The organism is Drancourtella sp. An57 (genome assembly GCF_002161525.1).
GTDB lineage: Bacteria > Bacillota > Clostridia > Lachnospirales > Lachnospiraceae > Sellimonas > Sellimonas catena.
Genome location: NZ_NFHY01000017.1, coordinates 1 through 25,969, shown reverse-complemented (window position 1 = coordinate 25,969; position 25,969 = coordinate 1). Strand labels below are relative to the sequence as shown.

At 46.2% G+C, this 25,969-nt stretch carries 22 protein-coding genes and 1 pseudogene; 21 read left to right on the top strand and 2 right to left on the bottom strand.

Going from position 1 to position 25,969, the window contains the following annotated elements; genetic code table 11:
- Nucleotides 1-21: 21 nt before the first annotated feature.
- From tig to B5G11_RS13055, 16 genes and pseudogenes are all read left to right on the top strand, one after another.
- Nucleotides 22-1,308, top strand: a complete 1,287-nt coding sequence (tig, locus tag B5G11_RS13130) for a trigger factor (protein WP_087167477.1) — start codon at nucleotides 22-24, stop codon at nucleotides 1,306-1,308.
- Between the two features lie 29 nt (nucleotides 1,309-1,337).
- Nucleotides 1,338-1,919, top strand: coding sequence for an ATP-dependent Clp endopeptidase proteolytic subunit ClpP (gene clpP / locus B5G11_RS13125; protein ID WP_087167476.1), 582 nt, complete (start codon nucleotides 1,338-1,340; stop codon nucleotides 1,917-1,919).
- A gap of 91 nt (nucleotides 1,920-2,010) precedes the next feature.
- A complete protein-coding gene (gene clpX / locus B5G11_RS13120) occupies nucleotides 2,011-3,261 on the top strand; it encodes an ATP-dependent Clp protease ATP-binding subunit ClpX (RefSeq protein ID WP_087167475.1) in 1,251 nt (416 codons plus the stop codon).
- A 63-nt stretch (nucleotides 3,262-3,324) separates the two neighbouring features.
- Nucleotides 3,325-5,673 (top strand): endopeptidase La, encoded by a 2,349-nt coding sequence (gene lon / locus B5G11_RS13115; protein ID WP_087167474.1) that lies wholly within the window; start codon nucleotides 3,325-3,327, stop codon nucleotides 5,671-5,673.
- Complete coding sequence (gene yihA / locus B5G11_RS13110) at nucleotides 5,667-6,272, top strand: ribosome biogenesis GTP-binding protein YihA/YsxC (protein WP_087167473.1); 606 nt, start codon at nucleotides 5,667-5,669, stop codon at nucleotides 6,270-6,272. The genes lon and yihA overlap by 7 nt, the downstream gene beginning before the upstream one ends.
- Before the next feature lies 1 nt (nucleotide 6,273).
- On the top strand, nucleotides 6,274-7,419 hold the full coding sequence (gene ytvI, locus B5G11_RS13105; protein ID WP_242959064.1) for a sporulation integral membrane protein YtvI: 1,146 nt from the start codon (nucleotides 6,274-6,276) through the stop codon (nucleotides 7,417-7,419).
- Nucleotides 7,420-7,598: 179 nt separating this feature from the next.
- Nucleotides 7,599-9,206, top strand: a complete 1,608-nt coding sequence (locus B5G11_RS13100; protein ID WP_087254539.1) for an FGGY-family carbohydrate kinase — start codon at nucleotides 7,599-7,601, stop codon at nucleotides 9,204-9,206.
- A 47-nt stretch (nucleotides 9,207-9,253) separates the two neighbouring features.
- The gene (locus tag B5G11_RS13095; RefSeq protein WP_087167471.1) at nucleotides 9,254-9,757 is read left to right on the top strand and encodes an 8-oxo-dGTP diphosphatase; all 504 of its coding nucleotides are present in this window, start codon (nucleotides 9,254-9,256) and stop codon (nucleotides 9,755-9,757) included.
- Nucleotides 9,758-9,924: 167 nt separating this feature from the next.
- Nucleotides 9,925-11,001: a GntR family transcriptional regulator gene (locus B5G11_RS13090; protein ID WP_087254536.1), complete on the top strand. Its 1,077-nt coding sequence runs from the start codon at nucleotides 9,925-9,927 to the stop codon at nucleotides 10,999-11,001.
- Nucleotides 11,002-11,029: 28 nt separating this feature from the next.
- A complete protein-coding gene (araA, locus tag B5G11_RS13085) occupies nucleotides 11,030-12,529 on the top strand; it encodes an L-arabinose isomerase (protein WP_087254532.1) in 1,500 nt (499 codons plus the stop codon).
- A gap of 30 nt (nucleotides 12,530-12,559) precedes the next feature.
- A pseudogene (locus B5G11_RS13080) lies at nucleotides 12,560-12,838 on the top strand (sugar ABC transporter permease YjfF); the annotation flags it as partial.
- 134 nt (nucleotides 12,839-12,972) lie between these two features.
- On the top strand, nucleotides 12,973-14,013 hold the full coding sequence (locus B5G11_RS13075; RefSeq protein WP_087167464.1) for an aldose epimerase family protein: 1,041 nt from the start codon (nucleotides 12,973-12,975) through the stop codon (nucleotides 14,011-14,013).
- 110 nt (nucleotides 14,014-14,123) lie between these two features.
- Entirely contained in the window at nucleotides 14,124-14,567 is a 444-nt protein-coding gene (locus tag B5G11_RS13070) for a DUF6465 family protein (RefSeq protein ID WP_087254528.1), read from the top strand.
- A 435-nt stretch (nucleotides 14,568-15,002) separates the two neighbouring features.
- Nucleotides 15,003-15,722 (top strand): hypothetical protein, encoded by a 720-nt coding sequence (locus B5G11_RS13065; protein ID WP_087167462.1) that lies wholly within the window; start codon nucleotides 15,003-15,005, stop codon nucleotides 15,720-15,722.
- 113 nt (nucleotides 15,723-15,835) lie between these two features.
- Nucleotides 15,836-16,687, top strand: coding sequence for a PHP domain-containing protein (locus B5G11_RS13060; RefSeq protein ID WP_087254525.1), 852 nt, complete (start codon nucleotides 15,836-15,838; stop codon nucleotides 16,685-16,687).
- A gap of 16 nt (nucleotides 16,688-16,703) precedes the next feature.
- Nucleotides 16,704-18,068 carry an aldehyde dehydrogenase gene (locus B5G11_RS13055; protein ID WP_087254522.1) on the top strand — a complete coding sequence of 455 codons (1,365 nt, stop codon included), beginning with the start codon at nucleotides 16,704-16,706 and terminating at the stop codon, nucleotides 18,066-18,068.
- A 66-nt stretch (nucleotides 18,069-18,134) separates the two neighbouring features.
- On the opposite strand, the gene feoB is transcribed toward B5G11_RS13055, so the two are convergent.
- Nucleotides 18,135-20,183 carry a ferrous iron transport protein B gene (gene feoB, locus B5G11_RS13050; RefSeq protein ID WP_087167459.1) on the bottom strand — a complete coding sequence of 683 codons (2,049 nt, stop codon included), beginning with the start codon at nucleotides 20,181-20,183 and terminating at the stop codon, nucleotides 18,135-18,137.
- Entirely contained in the window at nucleotides 20,183-20,407 is a 225-nt protein-coding gene (locus B5G11_RS13045; protein WP_087254519.1) for a FeoA family protein, read from the bottom strand. Before B5G11_RS13045 ends, feoB begins: the two co-directional genes overlap by 1 nt.
- A 247-nt stretch (nucleotides 20,408-20,654) precedes the next feature.
- On the opposite strand from B5G11_RS13045, the gene leuC reads away from it, so the two are divergent.
- The 5 genes from leuC (at nucleotide 20,655) to B5G11_RS13020 (ending at nucleotide 25,759) form a co-directional block, all read left to right on the top strand.
- Nucleotides 20,655-21,926 carry a 3-isopropylmalate dehydratase large subunit gene (gene leuC / locus B5G11_RS13040; RefSeq protein ID WP_087254515.1) on the top strand — a complete coding sequence of 424 codons (1,272 nt, stop codon included), beginning with the start codon at nucleotides 20,655-20,657 and terminating at the stop codon, nucleotides 21,924-21,926.
- A gap of 3 nt (nucleotides 21,927-21,929) precedes the next feature.
- Entirely contained in the window at nucleotides 21,930-22,424 is a 495-nt protein-coding gene (leuD, locus tag B5G11_RS13035; protein WP_087167456.1) for a 3-isopropylmalate dehydratase small subunit, read from the top strand.
- Between the two features lie 119 nt (nucleotides 22,425-22,543).
- The gene (locus tag B5G11_RS13030; protein ID WP_087167455.1) at nucleotides 22,544-23,851 is read left to right on the top strand and encodes a Na+/H+ antiporter NhaC family protein; all 1,308 of its coding nucleotides are present in this window, start codon (nucleotides 22,544-22,546) and stop codon (nucleotides 23,849-23,851) included.
- Between the two features lie 67 nt (nucleotides 23,852-23,918).
- Nucleotides 23,919-25,412, top strand: coding sequence for a threonine synthase (thrC, locus tag B5G11_RS13025; RefSeq protein WP_087254512.1), 1,494 nt, complete (start codon nucleotides 23,919-23,921; stop codon nucleotides 25,410-25,412).
- 5 nt (nucleotides 25,413-25,417) lie between these two features.
- Nucleotides 25,418-25,759: a hypothetical protein gene (locus B5G11_RS13020; protein ID WP_138372741.1), complete on the top strand. Its 342-nt coding sequence runs from the start codon at nucleotides 25,418-25,420 to the stop codon at nucleotides 25,757-25,759.
- The last annotated feature ends 210 nt before the right edge of the window (nucleotides 25,760-25,969 follow it).

Below are 25,969 nucleotides of genomic sequence, written 5' to 3'. Positions count from 1 at the left end.
AAGATTTAGGAGGAAATGTAAATGAGTTTACAAGTAGAGAAACTGGAACACAACATGGCGAAACTGACGATCGAAGTTTCTGCCGAAGAACTGGAAAAAGCACTCCAGGGAGCTTACAACAAGCAGAAGAAAAACATCAGCATCCCAGGATTCCGTAAAGGAAAAGTGCCGCGCCAGATGATCGAAAAAATGTACGGACCGGAAGTTTTCTATGATGACGCTGCAAACCAGCTGATTCCGGAAGCATACGGAAAAGTATATGATGAAGAGGATCTTGAGATCGTATCACAGCCGAAGATTGATATCGTACAGATTGAAAAAGGCAAACCATTTATTTTTACAGCTGAGGTGGCTTTAAAGCCGGAAGTTACATTAGGAGAATACAAAGGATTAAAGGTTGAAAAGATTTCCAACCGTGTGACACAGAAAGAGATCGAAGCAAAACTTGTTGAAGAACAGGAAAAGAACGCAAGAACAGTTTCTGTGACAGACCGTCCGGTTCAGGATAAAGACGAAGTTGTACTTGACTTTGAAGGATTTGTAGACGGTGTTGCTTTTGAAGGCGGAAAAGGAGAAAACTACCCGCTGACAATCGGCTCCGGAGCATTCATCCCGGGATTTGAAGAGCAGCTGATCGGCGCAAACCTGGAAGAAGAAAAAGAAGTGAATGTAAAATTCCCGGAAGAGTATCATGCAAAAGACCTGGCAGGAAAAGAAGCAGTCTTCAAATGTACAGTGCATGAGATCAAAGTAAAAGAACTTCCGGAACTGGATGACGAGTTCGCATCCGAAGTTTCCGAGTTTGAAACTCTGGACGCTTACAAAGCAGACATCAAGGCAAAGATCAAAGAGCAGAAGATCGCAGAAGGCAAGAGAAAACAGGAAGACAAAGCAGTAGAAGAAGCTGTTGCAAACGCGCAGATGGATATTCCGGATGCCATGGTTGACACAGAAGTAAGACAGATGGCAAATGATTTTGCTCAGAGATTACAGCAGCAGGGGCTGACTCTTGATCAGTACTTCCAGTTTACAGGAATGACAGCTGAGAAGATGACAGATGAGCTGAAACCGCAGGCATTAAAGAGAATTCAGACAAGACTTGTTCTGGAAGCGATCGTAAAAGCGGAAAACATCGAAATCAGCGATGAGAAAATCGACGAGGAAATCCAGAAGATGGCTGATGCTTACAAGATGGAAGCAGACAAGCTGAAAGAATTCATGGGAGAAAAAGAAAAAGAACAGATGAAACTGGACATGGCTGTTCAGGAAGCTGTTACATTCCTTGTTGATAATGCGGTAGAAGAATAAGAGACATAAATAATAAGGAGGCATATTGCATGAGTTTAGTACCTTATGTCATTGAGCAGACAAGCCGTGGAGAGCGTTCATACGACATCTACTCAAGACTTTTAAAAGACAGAATCATTTTTCTGGACGGTGAGGTAAATGATGCTTCAGCGAGTGTGATTGTTGCACAGCTCCTGTTCCTGGAAGCAGAGGATCCGGGAAAGGATATCAATTTATACATCAACAGTCCGGGCGGTTCTGTGACGGCAGGTCTGGCAATTTATGATACGATGCAGTACATCAAGTGTGATGTGTCTACGATCTGTATTGGAATGGCTGCAAGTATGGGATCTTTCCTTCTCTCCGGAGGGAAAAAAGGGAAGCGTCTTGCGCTTCCGAACGCTGAGATCATGATTCATCAGCCATCAGGTGGTGCACAGGGTCAGGCATCAGAGATACAGATTGCTGCAGAGCATATTCTGAAAACCCGCCGGAAATTGAATGAAATTCTGGCAGCGAATACCGGGCAGACACTGGAAACGATCAGCCGTGATACGGATCGTGACAATTTCATGTCTGCTGAGGAAGCAAAAGAATACGGTTTAATTGATGAGGTCATCACGAGCCGGTAAAGGGGAAACAAGGGGCTGTCCCATGTGCTTGGGGCATCCCCTTTCCGTGTTTCATAATACAATGCGGAAAGTATATAAATGAGGTGTGAGAATGGCTTTAAAAGAAGATGTGGTAAGATGTTCCTTCTGTAATAAGACACAGTCACAGGTGCGCAAGCTGATTGCGGGACCAAACGGTGCTTACATCTGTGATGAATGTATCGAGATCTGTGCCGAAATTATAGAGGAAGAATTCGAATATGAGAACGAAGACAACGGGCTTGGAGAGATTAATCTCTTGAAGCCGGAGGAAATAAAAAGCTTTCTGGATGACTATGTCATTGGTCAGGAGGAAGCAAAAAAGGTTCTTTCCGTTGCTGTTTATAATCATTATAAACGGATTAAGGCGGAAAAGGATCTGGGAGTGGAACTGCAGAAAAGCAATATTCTTATGCTTGGACCGACCGGAAGCGGAAAGACGCTTCTTGCACAGACGCTTGCAAAAGTGCTGAATGTGCCGTTTGCGATTGCGGATGCCACGACGCTGACAGAAGCGGGATATGTCGGAGAAGATGTGGAAAACATTCTTTTGAAGATTATTCAGGCTGCTGACGGTGATATAGAAAGAGCAGAATACGGAATTATTTATATCGATGAGATTGACAAGATTACAAGAAAATCCGAAAATCCATCCATTACAAGAGATGTATCAGGAGAAGGGGTACAGCAGGCGCTTCTGAAAATCATTGAAGGTACGATTGCATCCGTGCCTCCGCAGGGCGGAAGAAAACATCCGCATCAGGAGCTGTATCAGATTGATACGTCCAATATCCTTTTCATTTGCGGCGGAGCGTTTGAGGGGATTGACAAGATCATCGAAAAGAGAATCGACCAGAAATCCATAGGATTTAATGCGGAAATTGCAACCAATCATGAAGACAATCTGGACAGACTGTTAAATCAGGTACTGCCGCAGGATCTTGTTAAATTCGGCCTTATTCCGGAATTCGTCGGACGTGTTCCGGTGATTGTCGCACTGGAATCTCTTGACAGAGAGGCACTGATTCAGATTTTGACAGAGCCAAAGAGCTCGATTGTGAAGCAGTATCAGAAACTGATGGAACTCGACGGAGTCAGCCTGCAGTTTGATAAAGATGCGCTTGAGGCGATTGCGGACCGTTCGATTGCAAGAAATACCGGAGCCAGAGGATTAAGAGCGATAATGGAAAACGTCATGATGGACATCATGTACAGGGCTCCATCGGATGAGACGCTGAAAACATGCATCATTACCAAAGATGCTGTTGAGGGAAAGAGCCTGCCAAAGACCGAGCATGAAGAACGTGAATCTGAAAGTGCATAATAGACAGAATGAGAGAGGTGCAGGTAATTATACCTGCACCTTTTGTAAAATACGGAGGAATTAATGACAGAACAGATCAATCATATACCAATGGTGCCGATCCGGGGCCTGACCGTCTTCCCGGGTATGGCAGTACATTTTGATGTTGTCAGGATCAAATCCATGGAAAGTGTTCAGCAGGCAATGCTTGCAGGACAGAAGGTGTTCCTGATCAGACAGAAAGAAGATAAAACTGAAGAGCCGCAGAAAGAGGAACTATGCCGTACCGGTGTGCTGGCGGAAGTCCGGCAGGTTGTGCGGGTGCCTCAAAAGGGTCTCAGAGTGATGGTTTACGGTGAAAAGAGGGCAGTGTTAAGAGAGATGCGTGAGGTGGAAGGATACTGGGAGGCAGATATTTCCATTTGTCAGGAAAAGCGTCCGGACCTTCCGGAAGGGGTATCTCTGGAGGGAATGAAAAAAATTCTGACAGATGCCCTGAAGATTTATGTAAAAAAGACACGGCGTGTTCCGGAAGGAGTGATCCGGGATATCCTGAAGCTTGATGATGTCTATGAAATGGCAGGAGAAGCGGCGGCAGGGATCGGACTGGATTCCGTTGTACTTCAGAAACTGCTGGATGAAGATGATCTTCTGGAACGCTACTATACGCTTGTAGCCAGGATCGAGGAAGATACACGGGCGGCAGATATTACCGCAGAAATTGAAAAGAAAGTCAGAGAGCGGATCGACAAAGGCCAGCGGGAATACATTCTGAGAGAACAGTTAAAATATATCCGTGAAGAGCTGGGAGAGGACGGAACATTGTCCGACGCGGAAGAATTCGAAAAAGCAGAAAAGAAAATGCAGGCTCCGGAGGAAGTACACGAGAAAGTGGCAAAAGAAATACGCCGGTTTAAAAATACAGTAAACAACCCGACCGAGGCAGGAGTCATCCGTACCTATCTTGAGACAATGCTGGAGATGCCCTGGGATAAAAGGGCGGAGGAATATACCGATATGAAACATGCCAAGGAGATTCTTGAGGCAGAGCATTATGGTCTGAAAGAAGTCAAAGAACGGGTGCTTGAATATCTGGCGGTCAGAGAACTGACAAAACGCAGCGGATCTTCTATTTTGTGTCTTGTGGGACCTCCGGGAACTGGAAAAACATCCATTGCGAAATCCCTTGCGGAGTCCATGAAAAAGCCTTATGTAAGAATCTCTCTCGGAGGTGTCAGAGATGAGGCGGAGATCCGGGGACACAGAAAGACCTATGTAGGAGCGATGCCGGGAAGAATCGCGGATGGGCTTCGGAAAGCGGGGGTCAAAAATCCCGTGATGCTTTTGGACGAGATTGACAAGGTGAGCACTGATTATAATAAAGGGGATACCTTTTCCGCGCTTCTGGAGGTTCTGGATTCGGAACAGAATAAAAAATTCCGGGATCATTATCTGGAAGTACCGCTGGATCTCTCGGAAGTTGTCTTTGTAACAACCGCCAACACCCTTCAGACGATTCCAAGGCCGCTTCTTGACAGAATGGAAGTGATTTCGGTCTCCAGCTATACGGAAAATGAAAAGATGCACATTGCGAAAGAGCATCTGATGAAGAAACAGCTGGAGCGTCACGGGCTGGAAGGTGGACTTCTCAGTATTTCGGATGGAGCATTGTGGAAAATCATCCGCAATTACACGAAAGAGGCCGGTGTCCGTACCTTGGAGCGAACCATTGGGGAGCTTTGCAGAAAGGCGGCCAAGGAGATTCTGGAGTCGGGAAAAAAGCGGGTACGTATCACGGAACGGAATCTGGGACAGTATCTTGGAAAAGAAAAATACCACTATCATATGGCAAACAGCCAGGATGAAGTGGGAATTGTGACAGGTCTTGCATGGACAAGCGTTGGAGGGGATACACTTCAGATTGAGGTCAATGTTCTTTCCGGAAAGGGAAATCTCCTGCTGACAGGACAGATGGGTGACGTCATGAAAGAGTCTGCGCAGGCCGGAATCAGTTATATCCGTTCCATCAGCGGCCGTTGTGGAATCGAAGAAGACTTTTTTGAAAAGCATGACATTCATGTACATATTCCGGAAGGGGCAGTGCCGAAGGATGGACCATCTGCGGGCATTACGATGGCCACGGCGATCCTTTCCGCAGTGACCGGGAAAAAAGTCCGGGCGGATGTGGCCATGACCGGAGAGATTACGCTCCGCGGAAGAGTGCTTCCGATCGGAGGACTAAAAGAAAAGCTGTTGGCAGCGAAAAACGCAGGCGTGCGTTGTGTGCTTGTACCGGCTGAAAATCAGGCGGATGTGGAAGAAATTTCCAGGGAAATCACAAAAGGACTGGAGATCCGGTTCGTTTCACGGATGGAAGAAGTACTAAATACGGCACTTGCAGAAAAAATAGAACAGGAGGGAGAACAATGGTAATTAAAGAGGTTGCTCTGGAGACAGTGTGTGGAATTACCAGTAAACTTCCGGTCAATGACAAGCCGGAGATTGCATTTGCAGGCAAATCCAATGTAGGGAAATCCTCCCTGATCAATGCTTTGATGAACCGGAAGTCTCTGGCCCGGATTTCGGCTACGCCCGGAAAAACACAGACGATTAATTTTTATAATATCAATGGGGAAATGTATCTGGTTGACCTTCCGGGATATGGATACGCCAAGGTTTCCGAGAAAGAAAAGGAAGCGTGGGGAAAGATGATTGAGCGCTATCTGCATCAGTCTGCCATGCTTAAGGCGGTGTTCCTTCTGATTGATATCCGGCACGAACCGTCAAAAAATGATAAAATGATGTATGACTGGATTTTACATCAGGGATATGAACCGGTAATTATTGCTACGAAGCTTGATAAAATCAAGAAAAGTCAGCTGTCAAAACAGCTCAAGGTGATCAGAGAAGGGCTGAATCTGGTAAGCGGCACAAAGGTGATTCCATTTTCCGCAAAAACAAAGCAGGGGAGAGAGGAAATCTGGGAGTTTGCCGAGACCAGAATGTTCGGGGCTGACAGTAAGGAGGAGTAGGATGCAGGAAGACGCAGATGGAATGAAAACAGATAAAAGGCCGTACTGGAAAGTTGCCGCAAGTCTTTTTTTCAGTCTTCTGGGGACGATCTTGTTTATTGTGATCGGTGTACGGGCAATCGGATTTTTCATGCCATTTGTTATCGGGTGGTTTATTGCGTATCTGGCGTATCCGCTTGTGGGGTGGCTGGAGAGCAGAGTGAAGATCAAGAAAAAACTGGGATCTGCCCTGATTATCATTCTGGTGATCGCTATTGTGGCAGGACTCGGATATCTGGGAATCGTAAAGCTGGCCCGGGAAATACAGATGGCGCTTAACAATGCTCCGGATCTTTATCAAGATCTGGAAGCGGGATTTCGGGAGATTGGAGAACGGTTTCAGGGAGTTTACAGGATGCTGCCCGAGAATATTCAAAACGGCTGGAACAGTCTGATTCAGAATATGGATGAAAGAGTAGGCGGTGTGATCGCAGGGATAGGAAACCCGGCGGTGGAAGCGACGGGAAATGTAGTCAAACGGATTCCGGGGATTCTTGTGTCTGTTATTGTAGCACTTGTATCGGCTTACTTTTTTACAGCCCAGAGGGAGGAAATCATACAGTGGAGTAAAAAAGTGGCACCCAAAGCGATTGAAGCAAGAATGTCAATGGTTATGTACAATCTGAAGTATGCGGTCGGAGGTTATTTTAAAGCGCAGTTTAAAATTATGGCGGTTGTAGGACTGATTCTATTGTGCGGCTTTCTGATTCTTGGTGTGGATTATGCTTTCTTACTTGCGATTTTAATCGCCTTTCTGGATTTCCTTCCGTTTTTCGGAACCGGAACCGCTCTGATCCCGTGGGCTGTATATAAGTTTTTTGTAATGGATATTAAAATAGCGATAGCACTTTTGATCATTTATGGAATTACACAGCTGGTGAGACAGATCATACAGCCAAAACTGGTCGGTGACAGCATCGGACTCAGTCCGCTTCTTACGTTGATTCTTTTATATGTCGGATACCGGGTAGGGAGTCTGCTTGGCATGATTCTGGCAGTTCCGATCGGAATGATTATTCTAAATCTGTACAAAGCAGGAGCCTTTGATTATATTCTGGATGATGTTAGAATTCTGATGCGGGGAATTGCATCACTGAAAGAACCGTAGTCCGGCAGAAATAGACGAAAGAGTAAGACAGGAGTTTTTCAGTACAACTTGAAAAACTCCTGTCTCTTTTTTCGGCATTTATCCGAATTTGGGCAGGGTGCACAAGTTTCATTGATGGGGAGAATTCGGAATGATATAATAGTACAAAATGGAAATGATTCTTGAAGGAGGAAAGGCATATGGCATTCGATGCTCAAAATACAAAACAGATGATTGAAGAAGGGAAGGCGGTGCTTGGAATCGAATTTGGATCGACACGGATCAAGGCGGTTCTGATTAATGAAAAAAATGAACCGGTGGCATCCGGGAGTCACGACTGGGAAAACCGTTATGATCATGGGATCTGGACCTATACGCTGGAGGATATCTGGGCAGGACTGCAGGACAGTTACCGGAGCATGACGCAGGACGTATCAGAAAAATACGGAACAAAGATCACGAATCTTGCTGCAATCGGATTCAGCGGTATGATGCATGGATATATGGCATTTGATAAAGAAGGGGAACTTCTCGTGCCGTTCCGCACCTGGAGAAACACAATCACAGCGGATGCATCGGAAAAGCTGACGGAGCTGTTCCGGTACCACATTCCTCAAAGATGGAGCATCGCCCACCTTTACCAGGCTGTTTTAAACGGGGAAGAACATGTAAAAGACGTAGCGTTTTTTACAACGCTTGCAGGATATGTTCACTGGAAACTGACCGGTAAAAAAGTACTTGGAGTCGGGGAAGCGTCTGGCATGTTCCCGATTGATGTCAAAGAAAAGCAGTTTCATAAAGGAATGATCGACACATTTGATGCCCTTGTTGCGGAAAAAGGATATCCGTGGAAATTAAGCGGAATTCTTCCGGATGTACTGCTGGCAGGCGAGGATGCAGGCGCTCTGACAGAAGAGGGGGCAAAGCTGCTGGATCCGTCGGGGAACCTGAAGGCAGGAGTACCGCTCTGCCCGCCGGAAGGAGATGCCGGCACGGGAATGGTGGCAACAAACAGTGTAGCGCCAAGGACAGGAAATGTATCGGCAGGAACCTCCGTTTTTGCCATGGTAGTACTGGAAAAAGAACTTTCCAAAGTATATCCGGAGATTGATCTTGTGACCACCCCGTCCGGAGATCCGGTGGGAATGGTACACTGCAACAACTGTACTTCCGACCTGAATGCATGGGTATCTGTATTTAAAGAGTTCGCAGAGACTTTTGGAATGGAAATTGGCATGGATGATCTCTATGGAACCCTGTACCGCAAAGCACTGGAAGGGAACAAAGACTGCGGAGGACTTCTCGCATACAATTATTTCTCAGGAGAACATATTACAAACTTTGAAGAAGGGCGCCCGCTATTTGTCCGGACACCTCAGAGCAGCTTTAATCTCGCAAACTTCATGAGAGTACATCTTTACACCTCTCTTGGAGCATTGAAAGTCGGAATGGACATCATGCTTAAAGAAGAACATGTAGAACTTGACCGGATTCTGGGACATGGCGGACTTTTCAAGACAAAAGGAGTCGGTCAGAGTATTCTGGCCGGAGCAATTGACACACCGGTTTCCGTTATGGAAACCGCGGGAGAAGGCGGAGCCTGGGGAATTGCCCTGCTCGCATCCTATATGGTGCATCGTGAGGAAGATGAAAATCTGGCAGATTTCCTGGCAGAAAAAGTATTTGCAGGAGAAACAGGAATTGAGATGCAGGCGGATCCGGAAGATGTGGCAGGTTTTAATACCTTTATTGAGCGGTACAAAGAAGGGTTCCCGATTGAACGAGCGGCAGTAGACCATCTGAAATAGACGTGCTATACTATCGGTAAAAAAGAAAGAAGGACAAAAAGAACGACATGCCGAAAGTACAGATGACAACACTGGGATATATCGAAAAAGAGGATGCCTATCTCATGCTTCACCGCGTAAAAAAGGAGCAGGACGTAAATGAAGGCAAATGGATCGGGATAGGAGGAAAATTCGAATACGGAGAAAGCCCGGAAGACTGTATGAAGAGGGAGACAGAAGAAGAGACCGGCCTGACCGTGACATCCATGAAATTCCGGGGAATTTTAACCTTTATCTGTGATAAACAGGATCCGGAATACATCTGTCTTTACACGATAGACGGATTTAGAGGGCAGATCCGGGATTGTGACGAAGGCGTACTGAAGTGGGTTCCAAAAGACGAGATTTCCCGCCTGAATCTCTGGGAAGGAGATAGGATTTTCTTTGACCTGATTCAAAAAGATGCACCGTTTTTCTCTCTGAAACTTCGTTATGAAGGGGATCAGCTCATGGAAGCAGTCCTGAATGGCGAAAAAGATCTTGTACATATTTTTGGGGACGTGTTCCGATGATCCGGAACACGTCCCCTTTGACAAATTTGTACTGAAAACAGGAGATTTCAATAGTACAAATATTGGATTTTGTATAAATTGTGCGTGACATGTTTGGATAATACTCCAACTTGTATTGTACAGGTGAATGGGTTATAGTGGTAGTATAATGAAAGAGAGGCTTTGGAATGCAGAAGAAGTACGAAGAAGTGGTTGCGTGGATCAGAGGAGAGCTGCGTGAGGGCAGGCTGAAGCAGGGGGATAAGCTTCCGTCCGAGAATACGCTGCAGGTGAGGTTTGGTGTGAGTCGTCAGACGATCAGGAAGGCGCTTTCAGTGCTGGAGGAGGAACAGATTGTGCGGAGTGTCCGAGGAAGCGGGACATATATTGAGATTGGAAAGCAGAAAAGACAGCGTTCCATGAGAATTGCGGTGATGACGACCTATGTGGATGTCTATATTTTTCCGTTGATTGTAAAGGAGATTGAACGGGTATTGTCGGATGAGGGATATTTTCTTCAGCTTGCCGTGTCTAATAATGCGATTGAGAAGGAGCGGATGATTCTGAAGGATTTTATTCGGGAGAGATCAATCGACGGGCTGATTGCGGAGACAACAAAGAGCGGGATTCCGAATCCGAATCTGAAGCTATACAAGGAGCTGGAGCGGATGGGTGTTCCGATTCTGTTTATTAACAGTTTTTATCCGGAGCTTGATATTGCGCATGTGAGCCTGAATGACAGAGCGGCCGGGCGGATGGTGACGCAGCATCTTCTTGACTGCGGGCATATCAATATAGCGGGGATTTTCAAGGCGGACGATGGTCAGGGGCACCAGAGGTATGCGGGATATGTGGATGCGCTGATGGATGCGGATATCAAGGTCAAAGGAAAGCAGGTTGTATGGATCGACTCGGATGAGATCGCGGAGATGCGGGATGACTGCAGTAGAATTCTGAAGCGGATCAAGGGCTGCACGGCCTGTGTCTGCTATAACGATGAGGTCGCAAACAAGCTGGTTGGTATCTGTATGGATCAGGGAATCCGGATACCGGATGATCTTTCCATTGTGGGAATTGACAATTCCGATCTTTCGAGATTCTGTGAGATCCCGTTTACGTCGGCCGATAATCCGGTGCAGGAGCTTGGAAAGATTGCGGCTGAGATGATGCTTGATAAGATACAGGGAATCGGAGACATTGAGACGGTGGAGCTTATGCCGGATCTGGTTATGCGAAATTCCGTGAAAGTGATTACACATATATAATAAATCAATATAACAGGAGGGGAAAACAATGTTAAAGCAGAAAAACTACAAGTTCTGGTTCTGTACAGGATCGCAGGATCTTTACGGAGACGAGTGTCTGGCTCATGTGGCAGAGCATGCGCAGAAGATCGTGGAGGCGCTGAATGCATCCGGAGTTCTTCCGTATGAGATTGTCTGGAAACCGACGCTGATCACAAACGAGCTGATCAGAAAGACCTTTAATGAGGCAAACACAGATGAGGAATGTGCAGGTGTCATCACGTGGATGCATACGTTCTCACCGGCAAAATCCTGGATTCTCGGACTTCAGGAATACAGGAAGCCGCTTCTTCACCTGCACACTCAGTTCAATCAGGAAATTCCATATGATACCATTGATATGGATTTCATGAACGAAAACCAGTCTGCACATGGAGGCCGTGAGTTCGGCCATATCTTTACCAGGATGGGAATCGAGAGAAAAATTGTTGTGGGACACTGGTCTGACAGACAGGTACAGGAAAAAATTGCATCCTGGATGCGTACAGCTGTGGGTGTGATCGAAAGCAGCCATGTACGTGTCATGAGGGTGGCCGATAATATGAGAAATGTAGCCGTAACGGATGGAGACAAGGTAGAGGCACAGATTAAATTTGGATGGGAAGTGGATGCTTATCCGGTTAACGAAATCGCGGAAGCGGTCGAAGATGTAAAAGAAGGAGAAGTAAGTTCTCTGGTAGAGGAATATTATGATAAATATGATATTCTTCTGGAAGGAAGAGATCCGGAAGAATTCCGGAAACATGTTGCCGTACAGGCACAGATCGAAATTGGATTTGAACGGTTCCTGGAAGAGAAGAACTATCAGGCAATTGTGACTCATTTTGGTGATCTTGGAAGTTTAAAGCAGCTTCCGGGGCTTGCAATCCAGAGACTGATGGAAAAAGGTTACGGATTTGGCGCAGAAGGAGACTGGAAGACTGCAGCCATGCTTCGGATTATGAAAATCATGACGGAAGGAATGAAAGACGCAAAGGGAACTTCCTTTATGGAAGATTATACCTACAATCTGGTTCCTGGAAAAGAAGGCATTCTTCAGGCTCATATGCTGGAGGTCTGCCCGACTATTGCGGACGGTCCGATCAGTATCAAAGTGCAGCCGCTCAGCATGGGTGACAGAGAAGATCCGGCACGTCTTGTATTCACGGCAAAGGAAGGTCCGGCGATTGCAACTTCTCTCATTGATCTTGGAGACAGGTTCCGCCTGATTATCAACAATGTCAATTGTAAAAAAACGGAAAAACCGATGCCGAAACTTCCGGTTGCAACCGCTTTCTGGACACCGGAACCAAATCTTCAGACCGGCGCAGAGGCATGGATCCTCTGTGGAGGAGCGCACCACACGGCATTCTCCTATGACATTACCGCGGAACAGATGGGAGACTGGGCGGATGCAATGGGTATTGAGGCGGTTTATATCGATAAAGACACCAATATCCGGAATCTGAAAAATGAACTCAGATGGAATGCAGCAGCATATCGTAAATAAGGAAGAATAGAAAATACAGGCCGTATCTTTGTATTCTGCCTCAACAGCTGTGCCGGGTTCGTGGAACAGGCAAAAGGACTGGAAATGGATGCGATCTCGGCGGCGGTTATCGGAGGTACGCTTCTGAGCGGAGGTGTCGGAACACCGATCGGTACGCTGTTCGGAGTCCTGATTAAAGGTACGATTACAAGTCTGATTACTACTCAGGGGACCTTGTCGAGCTGGTGGGTAAGAATTGTTCTTTCCGCATTGTTATGCTTCTTTATTGTCCTTCAGTCCATACTTGGAAAAGTCAAAGAGAAGAAATAGCGGATCAGTCAGGAAGCATTACAAAGAAAATGAAACAGTCTTTGTAATGCTTCTTTTCATGCAGAGAAATTAGGTGTAAAATAAAAGGCAGAAATGTTTGAAAGAAAGGAAGCCGAAAGGCGTATGGTAGATGAATGAAAAAGGAAAATTTTGGACAGACCAGGGCAGGTGTGCAGGCATCGCTTTACACAATGGAAAATGAAAATGGAATGGAGCTGAAAGTAACCGACTATGGTGCAACCCTTGTAAACATTATGGTAGTGGACAAAAACAGCCGGAAAAGGGATGTAGTACTCGGATACGACGATGTGTCCGGATATGAGACAGGAGCAAGTTTCTTTGGCGCAACTGTCGGCAGAAACGCAAACAGAATTGCGGGGGCTTCTTTTGAACTTGGTGGAAAGACATTCCGCCTGGACGCAAATGAAAATGGAAACAACCTGCACAGCGGACTGAACTTTTATAACAAGAGACTGTGGGAAGTAAAGCAGTCGGATGCGCAGAGTATTACTTTTGCCCTGTTCAGTCCGGACGGGGATCAGGGCTATCCGGGAGATGTCAGAATTGAAGTTACTTATACTTTGACAGAGAACAATGAAGTGAAAATTTCCTACAGGGCAATTCCGGGTGAAGACACAATTCTGAACCTGACCAACCACAGTTATTTTAATTTAAACGGAGAAGGGGAAAATACGATTCTGAACCATGTCGTACGTCTTGACGCAGATGCGTTTACAGAGACAGACGATAAACTGATTCCGACCGGAAAGCTGATCGATGTGACAGGAACACCGATGGATTTCCGTCAGGCAAAAGCGATCGGGCAGGATATCGGGGCAGACTATGAGCCGTTGAAGCTTGCAGGCGGATATGATCATAATTGGGCTCTTGGCAATCAGGGAAATTGTGAGAAAGCAGCAGAGGTGTATTCACCGGAAACCGGTATTTCGATGGAAGTCCTGACGGACCTTCCGGGAATCCAGATGTATACGGGAAACGGTATTGAAAATGAAACAGGAAAAGGCGGAAAGCATTACGGAAAACATGCGGCAGTCTGCTTTGAGACACAGTACTTCCCGGATGCGGTACATCACGAAAACTTTGAGGCACCGGTGTGCAAGGCAGGGGAGACTTATCAGACAACAACAGTATATAAATTCAGGATTCATGAATAAAATGCTCTTTTCTTGCATTTTGAAAAATTTGTGCTATAATAATGGACAGCTGGCGTAGTAAGGCAGAAAAGAATGACAACAGGTGACAGTTTTCATTAGGAGGATTTATTATGGCAAGAAAACGCACATTGGCAAAGGTAACTGCAAAGACAGAAGCTGCAGCGGCGGAAACTGCAAAAGCGGCAGCAGAGAAAACAGAGGCTGTGAAAGAAGCGGCTGTGGAAAAGACAGAAGCTGTAAAAGAAGCAGTAGCTGAAAAAACAGAAGAAGTAAAAGAGGCTGTGAAAGAAGCAGCAGAAAAGACAGTAAAGACTGCAAAGAAGACAGCTGCAAAAAAAACTGCAAAGAAAGAAATCAAAGTAAGGACATTTGTTCAGTACTTCGGAAAAGAAGTAGAGGAAAAAGATATGATCGCTGCAGTCAAAAAAGACTGGACAAAGGAAAATGGAAAAAAAGTGGGCGATATCAAAGATATCACACTTTATGTAAAGCCGGAGGAAGCTGCAGTTTACTATGTGGTAAACGGGACAGATTCCGGAAAAGTTGCATACTAATGTACGGAAAAAGGCAGAGAAGATACCATATGGTCAGAGGACGGTATGGTATCTTTTTTTGTGTGCCGGAGTGCCTGAATCAACAGATAATTTAAAAGGAAATAATGTAAAGAAAGAAAAAACAGATAGAAACAGAAAAATATATTGACAAAAATAAGAAGGGATGGTAATATTAGGACAAGAAAAAGAAATAGAAATCAGAAAGGATTTCAGAAAGGAAGGTACGGACCACCGAAAACACATTTATAACTCATATAATCTGAGAAAGGGAAGGTTAACGAATGACTGAAGAACCAACAAAGTGAGGATGGGCGTTGATGATCAGATAAGCATCGGCGTCCATCTTTCGTGTTGCGGGAATATCAGTTTTGTATTAAAATACAAGTAGGAGGGAAACGAAAAGAGTATCAAATAATATACAAAGGAGAGACAAAGATGGAAAGAGTATTTGAAGCAGCAGATCAGATAAGCCGGCTGCTCTTTGAAGATGGACTGAAGAACATGGATTTCTCGTGGATCTTTTCGGAAGGAGGAACAGTGGCAGCTGTTGTGGCTGGTGTGATCGCGCTGCTGATGGTTTTCTTTGGAGCGAAGTGTAAATATGTTCTGTTTGCTCTGCAGGGGCTTCTGCTTGGTGTGACTGCTGGACTGGCGGCGTCCTGGTATTTGAATCTGGACGGTTGGATCATGATCGGCGTATGCGCAGCAGCGGGAGTGCTTCTTGCAGCATTCGAGGCGGTATTCCGCAAATTCGGGGCATTCGTATTTTCGTTTGTGGCCATTTTTGTAAGTGCCCTGGCACTTGCGGGCGGCAGAGGCTACATTGCACTTGGCATCGCGGCAGCGGCAGCACTGTTATTTGCGATTCTGGCAGCCGTTTTCGGTGATCCGATGATTATACCGGTCATGGGAATCGGCGGAGGTGTTCTCGGCGGTATTGTAGCATCCCGCTACCTGCCGTTTGACAGTACAATTGCATTCTACGGAGTGAGCATTGCTCTGGCAGTTCTTGGAATCTGCATCCAGTATGCTCTGAAGTCAAGTAAGATTGCAAAGATCGAGCGCAGTAAAGCAAAAGAAATTCGGGAAAAGAAATCGGTAGAATCCGAAATTGAAATGGCGAGAAACATTCTGGATTCTGATGAGAACGAATAAACGAAAATGAATAAGGGAGAAAATCTGACTGTGGGAATCAGAAAATGCGGACAGTATTACTGCCTTTCTGAAAAAAGGGTATAATAAGCCTGTAAGCAAAAGGGGGCTTGTGTATGAAGCTGGATATGCATTGTCATGTAAAAGAAGGATCGATTGACAGCAAAGTAGGCATTGAAGAATATATCGAAAAGCTGATCGATAATGGATATGATGGAATGGTTGTTACCGACCACGATACTTATAATGGATACCGATACTGGAAAAATGAGTTGAAAGGGAAAAAGTACCAGGATTTTATGGTATTTAAGGGGATTGAATACGACACGAGAGATGCGGGGCATTTTCTTGTCATTATGCCGGAGGGGCGGAAAATGCGTCTTCTGGAGATGCGCGGGCTGCCGCTTACCATGTTGATTGATCTGGTACACAAAAATGGAGGTGTGCTTGGACCGGCCCATCCGTGTGGTGAAAAATATCTGAGTTTTACAAATACAAAGCGGTTTTATAAATCCCCGGAGCTGATTAAGCGGTTTGATTTTATTGAGGTATTTAATGCGTGCGAGTCTGAGGAGTCAAATGAAGGCGCGGCCAGACTCGCAAAGAAATATAATAAACCGGGAACCGGAGGCAGCGATGCCCATAAGATCGAATGTGTAAGTACCGCGTATACAGAATTTGCGGGAACAGCCACATGTGAAACCGAACTGATCAATTTGATCCGTCAGAATCAGATTGTAAAAGCCGGCGGAAGATTTTATAACAAAACGGTGAAAGATAAGATGGGGAAGGCAAATAAGCTTCTCGCATACAGTTTCTGGTTCTACAACAAAGGTGGAGAGCTTTTGAAACGCAGGAGCAGACAGAAAAAGATGAAGGTAGAAAGTCCGGTAGATCCGATTGATCCGATCGAGATTCCTTACCTGCGGGAGGCAAAAAAAGAAAAAATGCAGAAATTAAGAGACTAGCTGGAAAGGAGAAGGAATGGAGTACAAAGGATTGGTAAGACGGCAGAAAGAGTTTTTTAAGACAGGGAAAACGAAGAAAACGGGATTCAGGGTATTTTATCTTGGCAGACTTCTGAAATGGATGGATGAGAATGAGGCACGGATTCTGGATGCCCTCAATAAGGATCTCGGAAAATCCGGCACGGAAGGATATATGACTGAGATCGGAATGGTAAAAGAGGAAATCAGGTTTGCCATGAAACATCTGACACTTTGGGCGAAGCCAAGAAGAGTCAGGACGCCGGTATCTCAGTTCCCGTCTGCCTCTTTTATTTACAGAGAGCCTTATGGTGTCGTACTTATTATGGCTCCGTGGAATTATCCTTTTCAGCTTACGGTGGCACCTCTGATTGGCGCGGTCAGTGCAGGAAACTGTGCAGTCCTTAAGCCGTCTTCCTACTCGGTGCATACATCTGCGATGATTCAGGAGATGATTCGGGAAGTGTTTCCATCCTGCTATGTCACAGTTGTGACAGGCGGCCGGGAGGAGAACGAGGCGCTCCTCAATGAAAAGTTTGACTATATTTTCTTTACGGGAAGTCCGAAAGTAGGAAAATCCGTGATGGAGAAGGCAGCCAGACATCTGACTCCTGTCAGCCTGGAGCTTGGGGGAAAGAGCCCTTGCATTGTTGATGAGACAGCGGATTTAAGAACCGCGGCAAAACGGATTGTCTGGGGGAAGTTTTTGAATGCCGGACAGACCTGTGTGGCACCGGATTATGTACTGGTGCAGCACAGTGTAAAGAAAAGGCTGATTCATTATATTATCAGACAGATTCAGAAGATGTACGGCCAGAAACCGCTGGAAAATGAGGAGTATCCGGCGATTATCAACCAGAGGCACTTCAAACGTATCAGTGGACTGATCAATGAAAATAAAGTCATTTACGGCGGCAAGACCGACAGTACCACGCTTCGGATTGAGCCGACAGTGATGGATGGCATCACCTGGGATGACGCTGTGATGAAAGAAGAGATATTCGGGCCGGTTCTGCCGATCATGTCCTACTATGATCTGCGGGAAGCGGCAGCTGCCATTGAAGCGCAGTCAAGCCCGCTGGCGCTGTATCTGTTTACGAGGGACAAAAAAAGGGAGTCCTACATTCTTGAAAAGCTATCCTACGGAGGAGGTTGTATCAATGATACGGTAGTCCATCTGGCAACACCATATCTGCCGTTTGGAGGAGTAGGGCAGTCCGGAATGGGGAAATATCATGGGAAGGCAAGTTTTGATACCTTTACGCATGAGAAAAGTATCCTCAAAAAATCGGTTCTTGTAGACATTCCTTTCCGGTACCCGCCGTTTCGGGATCATCTTAATTTGATAAAAAAGTTTATGTAAAAAGACCCTTTCCGGGCGGCCTGTAATCAGCCGGAGACCGGAAAGGGTCTTTGTTTTCTCTCTTATTTAAAACAGCAGTCCGATATGGTAGAAAATCACTGCGAAAATCCATGCAATGACAAGCTGGAAGCAGGCGAACGCGACAGTGATACTTGTCTTTCCCACTTCTCTGTGGATCGTTCCGATCGTTGCCATACATGGAACGTAGAGAAGACAGAAAACCATCATTGCGTAGGCGTTGGCTGCGCCAAATCCCATGGAAGCAAGGACAGATACCATGCTGTCCATACCTGCGGAAGTCGTAATATTGGCGATGCCAAAAAGAACGCTGCAGCTGGAAACAACGACTTCTTTTGCAGCAATACCGGAGATCAGAGCAACGGCGATCTGCCAGTACCCAAGTCCCGCCGGAGCAAGTAAAGGGACAAGGGCCTTTCCGATGATTGCCCCGAAACTCTCGGAAATATCGGATACAAAGCCATGCGGTCCAAGGTTCATGACACCCCACATTATAATGGAGGCGATGAAGATGACGGTACCTGCTTTGGAGAGATAGTCCTTTACCTTTTCCCATACATAGATGGCAATCGTGTGAGCATTTGGAGTCTTGTACTCCGGAAGTTCAATGAGCAGTGCGTGTTCCGCTTTACTACCGTCAAATTTTGAAATGACGAAAGTCGCCGTGATGGCCACCACAATACCAAGCAGATACATGGAGTAGCATACGAGCATGCTGTATTTTCCAAAAAACATGGAAGAGAACAGGACATAAATTGGAAGCCTTGCACTGCAGGACATAAACGGTGTAACAAGAATGGTCTTCAGCCGGTCTTTCCGGTGTTCCAGAGCACGGGATGCCATGACAGCGGGAACCGAACATCCGAATCCAAGAAGGAGCGGGATGAAAGCACGGCCGGAGAGTCCGAGACGGCTCATCAGATCATCCATGACGTATGCGACACGTGACATATACCCACTGTCTTCCAGAAAGGCAAGTGCCAGAAACAGGATGAAAATATTCGGCAGGAAAGTCAGGATGCCGCCTACACCGGAGATAATTCCATCCACGACAAGAGACTGAATCAGTGGATTCGTATGGACTGCGGAAAGTCCGCCGGTCACCAGATCCGAGAACCAGACAAGAGCCAGCTCAAAATATCCTTTCAGCCAGTCACCGACTGTAAACGTTACAAAAAATACAAAAGCCATAATCAGAAGAAAAATCGGAAGGCCAAGATAGCGGCTTGTCAGATAACGATCAATTTTTTCTGTCATTTCTGCTTTTGCGCTTTTGTTGACGAGAACCTCCTGAATAATTTCTTCTATAAAATCATATTTCTGATTGATGATATCTTTTTCCAGACTTTCAGAAGCTACATCATCCAGCATGACAGGATGATTTTTCATGACGACCGGGTCATGCTCCAAAAGCTTGATGGCATGCCATCTTTTATTTGAAAGATCAGGATCCTGTGCGGAGAGCCGTTCGATAAGTATATCGATTTTATCTTCGATTTCATCGCTGTATACCATGGCATATTCCGCATGATGGTTGTGGCGGTGGGAAGAACTTGCCTCTTTTTCCTGGTGGTGGTGGATCAGCGGATCCTGGCCGGTCAGCCCTTCGTGGTGTTTGACCGCATGCATCAGGATGGAAAGACCGGTCCGTTTTCTCGCGGAAACCGGTATCGCAGGGATACCAAGCATTTCCGGAAGACGGTGAAGGTCGATTTCCATGCCCCGTTCTTCTACGATGTCCATCATATTCAGTGCAAGAACGACAGGTTTTCCAAGCTCGATCAGCTGGAGAGTCAGATAAAGGTTGCGCTCCAGAGACGAGGCGTCCACAACGTCAACGATGACATCGACGTCATCACTCATAATACATTCTCTTGATACGGTTTCTTCCATTGTATAAGAAGTCAGACTGTAGATTCCAGGAAGGTCGATCAATTTGAAACGATCCCCTTCGTACTCGGTCATTCCCTCTTTTTTTTCGACTGTTACGCCCGGCCAGTTTGCCACTTTCAGATTAGCCCCTGTATAGGCGTTAAACAGAGTTGTTTTTCCACAGTTTGGATTACCTATGAATCCCACATTGATGATATCACCCATTATTCTGCCTCCTCCACTTCAATATGGTCAGCAATCCGCTTACCGAGGGCAAATCTTGTCCCACGGAACCGAACAGTCATAGCTCCCTTTTTATCATTATTCAAAATGGTAATCAAAGCCCCCTCGGTAAGACCGAGAGATTCGAGCCTGCGTTCCAGCGAAAGCTCCAGCTGAATGGATCTGACAATATAGGTGTGCTGGTTTTTCCCCATTTTTAATGTCATATTCATTCTCCTTTAATCGACAAATTATACACGCATTCTATATTATATAATAAATTTCGCAAGGCGTAAATAAAAAAGACCGGATGTGTTTCTTTCAAAAGGAAATTTCCTGCATTTAACTGTCGGTGATCAGCAAGGTAAAACTCAAAAAACAGATCGCACTCTGATTTTTTCTTGCACATCTGTAGATATCTATGATAGAATATGAGGAAAGGCAGAAGCCAGAAAAAGAGGAGGCGCAAAAGACATGGGAATGACAATGACGCAGAAGATCCTTGCAGCGCATGCAGGATTGGACAGGGTGGCGGCAGGACAGCTGATTGAGGCGAAGCTTGACGTTGTAATGGCAAATGATATTACCGGTCCGATGGCTGTGCCGGTATTCAGGCAGATGGCGGACAAGGTATTTGATAAGGACAAAGTTGTACTGGTACCGGATCATTTTACTCCAAATAAAGACATCAAATCAGCGGAAAATTCCAAATCAATCCGGGAATTTGCAAAAGAGCAGGGACTGACGCACTATTATGAGATTGGACAGATGGGGATTGAGCACGCGCTCCTCCCGGAAAAAGGAATCGCGGTAGCAGGGGAGTGTATCATCGGAGCGGATTCCCACACCTGTACATACGGCGCGCTGGGAGCATTTTCCACCGGTGTTGGAACAACGGATATCGCGACAGGAATGGCGACCGGAGTGCTCTGGTTCAAGGTGCCATCCGCAATTCAGTTCGTACTGAAGGGAAAACCTGGAAAATATGTTAGTGGAAAAGACATTATTCTCCATATCATCGGAAAGATCGGTGTGGATGGAGCATTGTATAAATCCATGGAGTTCGTAGGAGAAGGACTTTCCGAACTTTCCATGGATGACCGTTTCACCATGGCAAATATGGCCATCGAAGCAGGGGCGAAGAACGGAATCTTCCTTGTGGATGAGAAGGCAGAAGCGTATATGAAAGAGCATTCGGACAAAGAATATAAGATCTACACTCCGGATGAGGATGCAGTGTACGATGAAGTGATCGAGATTGATCTTTCCGAAGTAAGACCGACGGTTGCATTTCCGCATCTTCCGGGCAATGCGCACACAATTGATGAGATCGAGACTATGGAGCCGATCAAGATCGACCAGGTTGTAATCGGATCCTGTACGAACGGAAGAATGGAAGACATGAGAAGAGCGGCGGCGATCCTCAAAGGTCATAAAGTACATCCGGGTGTGCGTGTGATTGTAATTCCGGGTACGCAGGCGATCTATAAGGAATGTCTGAAAGAAGGCATAGCGGAGATTTTCGTGGATGCAGGATGCGCATTTTCCACGCCGAGCTGCGGACCGTGCATGGGAGGACACATGGGCGTTCTGGCAGCAGGTGAAAAGTGTGTTTCCACAACAAACAGAAATTTTGTGGGACGTATGGGACATGTGGACTCTTTGATTTACCTTGCTTCTCCGGAGACGGCTGCGGCAAGTGCCATCAAAGGTTATATCGCAAATCCAGAGAAAGCAGGTGAATAGAACATGGAAGCAAAAGGACATGTATTTAAATACGGAGACAATGTGGATACGGATGTTATCATTCCTGCAAGATATCTGAATTCGTTTGACCCGCAGGAACTGGCATCCCACGCGATGGTAGATATTGATCCGGAGTTTGCAGGCAAGGTTCAGCCGGGAGATATCATTGTTGCAAGAAAGAATTTCGGATGTGGTTCTTCAAGAGAACATGCTCCGCTCTGTCTGAAAACAGCGGGAGTCAGCTGCATTATTGCAGAAACATTCGCACGGATTTTTTTCCGGAATTCCATTAATATCGGACTTCCGATTATTGAGTGCAAAGAAGCGGCCGAGGAGATTGAAGCGGGGGATGAAGTGGAGATCGACTTTGACAGTGGGAAAATTTTTGACCGGACAAAAGGGACTGAATATCAGGGACAGCCGTTCCCGGAATTCATGCAGAAAATCATTTCAGCCGGAGGCCTTGTAAATTACACAAATCAGAAGCTGAATGGATAAATCCGGTTTAACATATGGAAAATGGATGGTGAAAAGGGCGGCAGCACTTTTGGAAGGCATGCCGCCCTTTTCCCGTCAGACTCTGTAACGAACAAAATCTAAAGTAGAGAGGGAAACGAATGACAGAAAGAACAGAAAAGGGGAGTGCGCTGGCACTTCTTCCAATTGGGGTATTTCTGATACTATTTCTTGGGTCCGGTTTTATCAGCGGTGATTTTTATGCAATGCCTGCTGTGCTTGCATTTCTGCTGGCGCTGTTTGTAGCTTTTGTGCAGGACCGGAAACATGATTTTAACGAAAAAATTCATATTATCGCAAAGGGAGTGGGGGAGGACAACATTATCACCATGAGTCTGATTTTCCTTTGCGCAGGCGGATTTTCCGGTGCGGTAACAGCTGCCGGAGGGGCGGACAGCGCGGTAAATTTTGGACTGTCCATCCTGCCGTCCCAGGTGGCGGTTGCAGGACTGTTCGTGATCGGATGCTTTATTTCGGTTTCCATGGGAACATCCATGGGAACGATTGCGGCTCTTGCTCCGATCGCAGCGGGTATCAGCGAAAAGACCGGATATGATGCAGCCATCTGTATCGGTGCGGTCGTATGCGGAGCCATGTTTGGAGATAACCTTTCCATGATTTCCGACACAACGATCGCGGCTGTCAAGACACAGGGATGTGAGATGAAAGATAAATTCCGTGAGAATTTTCTGATTGTACTGCCGGCGGCAGTAGTCACGATCGGGATATTCTTCGTTTTGACATCCGGGCAGGATTTTCAGATGGAGGAGGAACTGATATACAGTATCTGGAAGATTATTCCGTATCTGGTAGTTCTGGTAGGCGCCTTGATCGGCGTGAATGTGTTTCTTGTGCTGATGACGGGAACTGTACTATCTCTTGCTGTGGGAGTATTATCCGGAGAGATTGCGGTCTCCGAGATGTTCCAGGTTGTAGCGCAGGGACCGGATGGAAGCGGCGGAATCATGGGGATGTATGACATAACGGTGATTTCCATTGTCGTGGCCTGCATTGTTTCCCTTGTACGGGAGATGGGAGGAATTACCTTTCTGCTGCAGATGATTAAAAGCAGAATCAAGAAAAAACGTGGCGCAGAGCTTGGTATTGCAGGTCTTGCCTTTCTGGTGGACCTGTGCACGGCAAACAATACGGTTGCTATTGTCATGACCGGCCCGATCGCAAAGGATATCAGTGATGAGTACGGCATTGAGCCAAGACGTTCCGCCTCACTTCTTGATATTTTTACTTCCGTTGGACAGGGGATCATCCCATACGGCGCCCAGCTTTTGTCAGCGGCAAGTCTTACGAAGCTGACTCCGTTTGAGATTATGCCGTATCTGTACTATCCGGTTCTGATGGCACTGAGCGCAGTGCTCTTTATCCTGTTCCGGAAAAGGAAAATCGATTGAATGTTCCAATAGTTTATGGTATAATTTCTGAAAATTGCAGATCAGAAAAGGACAAGGAGGAAACGCCATGGAGTTGTTTTATAGAAGTACGAGAAACGAAAATGTCATGCTGACTGCTTCGGAGGCAATCTTAAAAGGACTCTCCGATGAAGGAGGGCTCTTTGTGCCGGAATATATTCCGAAGCTTCCTGTTCCGCTTGCGGATCTTGCCGGGATGGACTATCAGGAAACTGCCTATGTCGTGATGAAGCAGTTTCTTACCGACTTTACGGAAGAGGAACTTAGAGGATGTATCCGTGCAGCCTACGATGACAAGTTTGATAACGAAGAGATTGCACCGATTGCGAAGGTGGACGGAGTCTATTATCTGGAACTGTTCCACGGTCCGACGATCGCGTTCAAAGATATGGCGCTTTCCATTTTGCCGCACCTGATGACAACAGCTGCCAGAAAGCATCACGTCACTGACGAAATCGTGATTCTGACTGCCACGTCCGGAGATACAGGAAAGGCAGCCCTTGCCGGATTTGCAGATGTGGAGGGAACGAGAATCATCGTCTTTTATCCAAAGGGAGGAGTCAGTGATGTGCAGCGGCTCCAGATGGTGACACAGAAAGGAAACAATACGGCGGTCGTTGCCATTCACGGAAATTTTGATGAAGCACAAAGCGGTGTGAAAAAGATGTTTGAAGATGAGAAACTCAAAGAAGAGCTTCAGAAAGCAGGCTTCCGGTTCTCGTCTGCAAATTCCATCAATATCGGACGGCTTGTCCCGCAGATTGTCTACTATGTCCATGCTTACGGGTGTCTCCTGAAACATGAAGAGATTCAGGAAGGAGAAGCGGTCAATGTCGTTGTTCCGACTGGAAATTTCGGAAATATTCTTGCCGCTTATTTTGCAAAACAGATGGGCGTTCCGATTGCGAAGCTGATCTGCGCCTCCAATGAAAATAAAGTGCTCTTTGACTTTTTCGAGACCGGAACCTATGATAAAAACCGGGAATTTATCCTGACAGAATCTCCATCTATGGATATTTTGATTTCCAGTAATCTGGAACGGCTGATTTACCTGATTTCCGGAAGAAATGAGGCGAAAAACCGTGAGCTGATGAAGGAATTAAACGAAAACGGACGTTACGGAATTACCGGAAAGATGAAAGCAGAGCTGTCCGATTTTGCTGCCGGGTATGCATCGGCGGACGAGATGAAGAAAGCCATCCGCGACACCTACGAGAATACAGGATATGTGATGGATACTCATACAGCGGTTGCTGCCGCGGTGTACGAAGCGTATCGCAGAGACAGCAACGATCCGGCAAAGACGATCATCGCATCAACGGCAAGTCCATACAAGTTTGCGGAAAGCGTTCTTAACGCCATACGGCCAGGCGAATATGAAGGTCAGGAAGGCATTGCCCTTGCCGATGAACTGAGCCGGCTTTCCGGGACAGAGATCCCGAAGGCGGTAGAGGAGATCAGAAATGCCGAAATCCGCCATACGAGAGAGTGCGATGCACAGGAGATGGAAGCGGCAGTGAAAGAAATTTTAGGACTGAGGTGACAGGGATGGATTCGATCTGGGGACTGATTGCCCTGGCCTGCGGACTGTATTGTATGGCCGGGTATTGGAAAATGATAAAAAAAGGAGAGATTTTTCAAAGTGTTCTGCTTCCGAAGGAAGTGAACCTGAAAAAATGTAAAGACACCAAGGCATACATAAAAGAGGCGGCACCGAAAGTGATGATTTTGGGGATCGTAGTGACCCTCTGGGGGATCTGTGATCTGGCCTGCACCAGTCTTGGTGTCGACAATATGGCCATTTTCTGGGGCACCTTTGTAATTGTGATGGTTGTGCTTGTGTGGTTTGGAATTACAACAGGAAAACTACGGAAAAAATATTTTTCCTAAATAGATTATGTGAAAGACTTTGTGGAAACATTCTGCAGAGTCTTTTTTGTTAAATCTGTATGGGAGATAGTGTGATGGACCACGGATATGATATAATTCATCAGGAAAGTATCAGATTCAGAGCGGAAAAAGAGCAGTCCTGAGTAAAGCGGAACTGCTCTGAATGTGATTCTTTCCAATTGTACCAATTCGCGGACGGTCAGCCAGATC